This is a genomic window from Actinomadura sp. NPDC000929, from assembly GCF_040492065.1.
Classification (GTDB): Bacteria; Actinomycetota; Actinomycetes; order Streptosporangiales; family Streptosporangiaceae; genus Spirillospora; species Spirillospora verrucosospora.
Genome location: NZ_JBEUPA010000280.1, coordinates 1 through 4,312 on the forward strand (window position 1 = coordinate 1; position 4,312 = coordinate 4,312).

Sequence of the window (4,312 nt, forward strand, 5' to 3'; positions counted from 1 at the left end):
GCTGCTCGTCGCGGGCGTGCTGGCGCTGCGGGCCGGCGGCGGCGCCGGCGACACCGGGGCGACGGCCGGTCCCGGGCCGTCCAAGAAGGTGGTCAAGGCGGGGCCGACGGCCGGGGGCCTGCACAAGGATCCGCTGACCTCGCCGCAGGCGAGCGTCGCGTACCCGTTCGTCGCGGGCGCGGTCGAGGCGGGCGGCGTCCCGGTGGCCGGGAGCGGCCTCGCCGTCTACACCGAGGAGCCGGTGCGCAAGGTCAACGTGCTGTTCGTGGGCGGGACGGGCCGGATCGGCGATCCCGCGGACTTCCTCCAGGAGACGCAGCCCACCACGTTCATCGCCGGGCAGGACGCCGACCCGGGGCGCAGGGGCGGCAAGGCGGTGTGCGGCACGTTCGCCGTCCTCGCCGAGACCCACACCTACTGCGCGTGGGCCACCAAGGACTCCTTCGGCGTCGTCGCGTCCAACAAGCCCACGGCGAACCCGCAGTTCCCCCTGATGGCCGACCTGATGCACCGCATCAGGAAGGACGTCGAGAAGCCGAAGTGACGTAGAGGCGCTCGGTGTCGGCGCCCACCGCGTCCAGGACGAGGCCGGTGAAGTAGACCGTGCCGAGGGCGACCACGCGGTGCCCGAGCGTCGCGAGCGACTCGGGCGTGATCGCGGCGGGCCCGACCACGTCCCACCGCGGCGGCAGGGCGCGGGTGAACCGCAGGTGCGGCAGCGCGAGCCGGACGAACGTCACGGGCAGCGCGCCCAGCGCGGCGACGGCGCCGTCCAGGTCCTTGTGGTCGGGGAGGCAGACCACGGCGTGGTCGACCGTCCCCCACGCCTCCCGGGCGGCGGCGAGGGCGGCGGCGACCCCGGTCCGGTCGATCGCCGAGTCGACCAGCACCCGGGTGGCCGACCCGGGCACGTCGTGCCACGACAGGCGGCCGGGCAGGACGATCGAGGACAGCGCGTCCCGCACCGTCCCGGCGGGGGGCTCGGCCACGCCGGGGAGGCGGCGGGCGGCGACCACGCCGAGTTCGGCGGCCGCGCGTCCGAGACCGGCGGGAAGCAGGTCCCGGGGGAGTCCGCTGCCGCCGGGTCCGACGAACTCCACGGCGCCGAGGACGCCCGCGACCTCGGCCGACTGCGGCGCCGACAGGACGCGCGTCCGCGGCCCGGCGACGCCGAGCTTCTCCTCGGCGATCTCGGCCGGCGTGTCGCCGAGCACCCCGGCGTGCTCCCGGAAGACGGGCGTGATCGCGGCCACGTCCGGGGGGAACAGCGCGACCTCGTCCGACCGTCCGCCCATGCCCGCCTCCAGGACGAGCGCGTCCGCCCCGGCGCGGCGCGCGTGCAGGACGCCCGCGACCGTGAAGAGCCCCGACGGCGACAGGTAGCCGCCGGACGGCGGGGGGAGCGCGGCCACGGCCTCCCCGAGGGCGTCCGCCAGGCGGGCGAGTTCCCCGGCGGAGACGGCGCGCCCGTCCACCCTGATGCGGTCGCGCTCGCTGCGCAGCCCGGGACTCGTGACCGTGCACACGCGCAGCCCGGCGGCCCCGAGGAACGCCGACGCGTAGGTCGCCGCCGTCCCCTTCCCTTTGGAACCGACGACGGTCAGGACGGGAACACCCGGCGCGAGGAGGCCCAGCGCGTCCGCCAGGGCGCGGGCCCGCCCGACGTCGCGGGACTCGCCCGGGGCCCGCCGCTCCCACTCGCGGAAGAACACCTCCATCCCTCCAGTGTGGGCCCGGACGGAGGCGCGCCCGCCGCCGAGTAGGCTCTGTGACCGTGAGTCAGGTATCCGAGCCGTCCGATTACAGGGCCACCGTCGGCGCGATCATGGGGCGTGGGGTCGAGTGGGAGATCGACCCGACCCTCGACCGGATCGCCGACCTGGTCGACGTTCTGGGGGCGCCGCACCGCGCGTACCCGGTGATCCACATCGCCGGGACGAACGGCAAGTCCACCACGGCCCGGCTCGTCGAGGCGCTGCTGCGCGAGCGCGGTCTGCGCACCGGGCTCTACACCAGCCCCGAGCTGACGACGCTGCGCGAGCGCATCGCGATCGACGGGGAGCCGATCAGCGAGGAGCGGTTCGTCGAGGCGTTCAACGACGTGCTGCCCTACCTGCAGCTGGTCGACGACAAGCACGAGACCCGGCTGTCGTTCTTCGAGGTGCTCACCGCGATGGCCTTCGCGGCGTTCGCGGACGCGCCGGTCGACGTGGCGGTGGTGGAGGCCGGCATGGGCGGCGCCTGGGACGCCACGAACGTCGCCGACGGCGCCGTCGCGGTGATCACGCCGATCGGCCTGGACCACACCCGCTACCTGGGCGACACGCTGGAGCAGATCGCCGGGGAGAAGGCGGGCATCATCAAGCCGGGCGCGATCGCGGTGCTGGCGCAGCAGCCGGTCGAGGCCGCCGAGGTCCTGCTGCGGCGGGTCGTGGAGACCGGCGCGACGGCGGCGCGCGAGGGCGTCGAGTACGGCGTGCTCGGCCGGGACGTCGCCTTCGGAGGGCAGCAGATCTCGCTGCGCGGCCTGCACGGCGTCTACGACGAGATCTTCCTGCCGCTCTTCGGCGAGCACCAGGCGAGCAACGCCGCGACGGCCCTGGCCGCCGTGGAGGCGTTCGCCGGAGGAGCCCCCACCCGGGGCGAGCCGAACCTGGAGGCCGCGACCCGGATCGCGCCCGGCGAGTCCTTCCTCGGCGGCGAGGAGGGGCAGCTCGATCCTGCCCTGGTCCGCAGCGGCTTCGCCAAGTCGGCCTCGCCGGGCCGGCTGGAGGTCGCCCGGACGGGCCCGACCGTCCTGCTGGACTCGGCGCACAACCCCGCCGGGATGGCCGCGACCGTCGCCACGGTCACCGAGTCGTTCGGCTTCACCCGGCTCGCCGGGGTCCTCGCCATCGCCGCCGACAAGGACGTCGCCGGGGTCCTCGACCAGCTCGAACCCGTTCTGGCCGAGCTGGTGGTGACCCGCAACTCCTCGGCGCGCTCGATGCCGCCCGAGGAGCTGGCCGAGATCGCCGAGGGAATCTTCGGCGCCGACCGCGTCCATGTCGTCCAGCGGCTGGACGACGCCATCGACCGGGCGATCGGCCTCGCCGAGGAGACCGGCGAGTACCGGGGCGCCGGCGTGCTGATCACCGGCTCGGTGGTCACGGCGGGCGAGGCCCGCACCCTGCTGCGCGTCGGTGAAGGCCGGTGACGGGCATGAGCGCGCGGACCGCCCCCAACCCGGCGCGGAGGCTGTTCGCCACCGTGCTGGCGTGCGAGGCCATCGTGATCGCGCTCGCGATCCCGGTGGCGGTGACGGTGCTGGACGTGGACGGGGCGACCGCCGGCGGCGTGTGCGGCGGGCTGGCCGTCGCGTGCGTCGCGCTGGCCGGTCTGCTGCGCTTCCCGTGGGCGGTGCCCGTCGGCACCGTCCTGCAGGTGCTGATCTTCGCGACCGGGTTCATGGTCCCGGCCATGTTCTTCCTCGGTGTCGTTTTCGGGGCCCTTTGGGGCACGGCCATTTGGCTGGGACGCAAGGTGGGGAGCGCTCCGCCGCGCTAGGTTCGCGGGGACGGCACCATTGCGTCCGCCGATTCCCGTGTAATTCCCTTATCGCATTATTTGGACAAACTTCCCTTCCGGGAAATGCGCGTGCGGCGGACGACGACGTCCTAAGGAGCACGCCGTGTCCTCCCACGCACGCGAACATCCGCCCGGCGACCTCGCCAGGACGCGTCCCGCCGGGGCTCCGGCGCGCCTCGCCGAAGGGGATGCCCGGCGGAGGCTCGCGACGCTCGGCGCCCTGCTGCTGACGTTCACCGCGCTGCCCGCGGCGGTCCTGGTGGTGCCCGACGCGTCCGGCGACGTCGTCCCCGCGGCCGCGAGCGCCCTCGCGCTCGGCGACGCCGAGATCCCCGGGCTGCTGCGCGCCACCGGGCTGTCCCTGCCCGCCCTGCTGGTCACGGTGCCGCCCGCCGCCGTCGCCGCCCGCCGGCTCCCCGCGTGGGGCGTGCTCGCGGCAGGGCTCGCGGTGCTGCTCGCCGGGATCGGCGCCGCCGGGCTCGCCCGCTCCCTGCCCGACATCGGGACGGTCCGGGCCGTCCAGGGCGTCGGGGCGGGCCTCGTCCTGCCCGCGAGCCTCGTCCTCGTCTGGGAACGCCGGAACCGCGCCCTGACGGCCGCCTGGGCCGGAGCCCTCGCGGGCACGCTCATCCTCGCGATGCCGCTGGCGCTGAAGGCCGTCCCCGTGCCCGCCGACGGCGCCGCCGTCCCCGACTGGCGCGTCGCGCTCGCACCCTGCCCGCTGCTCGCCGTCGCCGCCGCCGGA

Annotated in this window: 4 protein-coding genes and 1 pseudogene; 4 read left to right on the forward strand and 1 reads right to left on the reverse strand. The window is 75.5% G+C overall.

Annotated elements, in window-relative coordinates; genetic code table 11:
- Positions 1-544 (forward strand): hypothetical protein (locus ABWI04_RS41905; protein ID WP_353835887.1); only part of this gene is annotated, 544 nt, incomplete at its 5' end.
- On the opposite strand, the gene ABWI04_RS41910 is transcribed toward ABWI04_RS41905, so the two are convergent.
- Positions 516-1,718 (reverse strand): folylpolyglutamate synthase/dihydrofolate synthase family protein, encoded by a 1,203-nt coding sequence (locus tag ABWI04_RS41910; RefSeq protein ID WP_353835888.1) that lies wholly within the window; start codon positions 1,716-1,718, stop codon positions 516-518. The genes ABWI04_RS41905 and ABWI04_RS41910 overlap by 29 nt on opposite strands.
- Before the next feature lie 107 nt (positions 1,719-1,825).
- On the opposite strand from ABWI04_RS41910, the gene ABWI04_RS41915 reads away from it, so the two are divergent.
- The 3 genes and pseudogenes from ABWI04_RS41915 to ABWI04_RS41925 form a co-directional block, all read left to right on the forward strand.
- Positions 1,826-3,196 (forward strand): bifunctional folylpolyglutamate synthase/dihydrofolate synthase, encoded by a 1,371-nt coding sequence (locus ABWI04_RS41915; protein ID WP_353835889.1) that lies wholly within the window; start codon positions 1,826-1,828, stop codon positions 3,194-3,196.
- Positions 3,197-3,201: 5 nt separating this feature from the next.
- Complete coding sequence (locus tag ABWI04_RS41920) at positions 3,202-3,546, forward strand: DUF4233 domain-containing protein (RefSeq protein ID WP_345180850.1); 345 nt, start codon at positions 3,202-3,204, stop codon at positions 3,544-3,546.
- A gap of 124 nt (positions 3,547-3,670) precedes the next feature.
- Positions 3,671-4,312 (forward strand): annotated as a pseudogene (locus ABWI04_RS41925) (hypothetical protein); the annotation flags it as partial.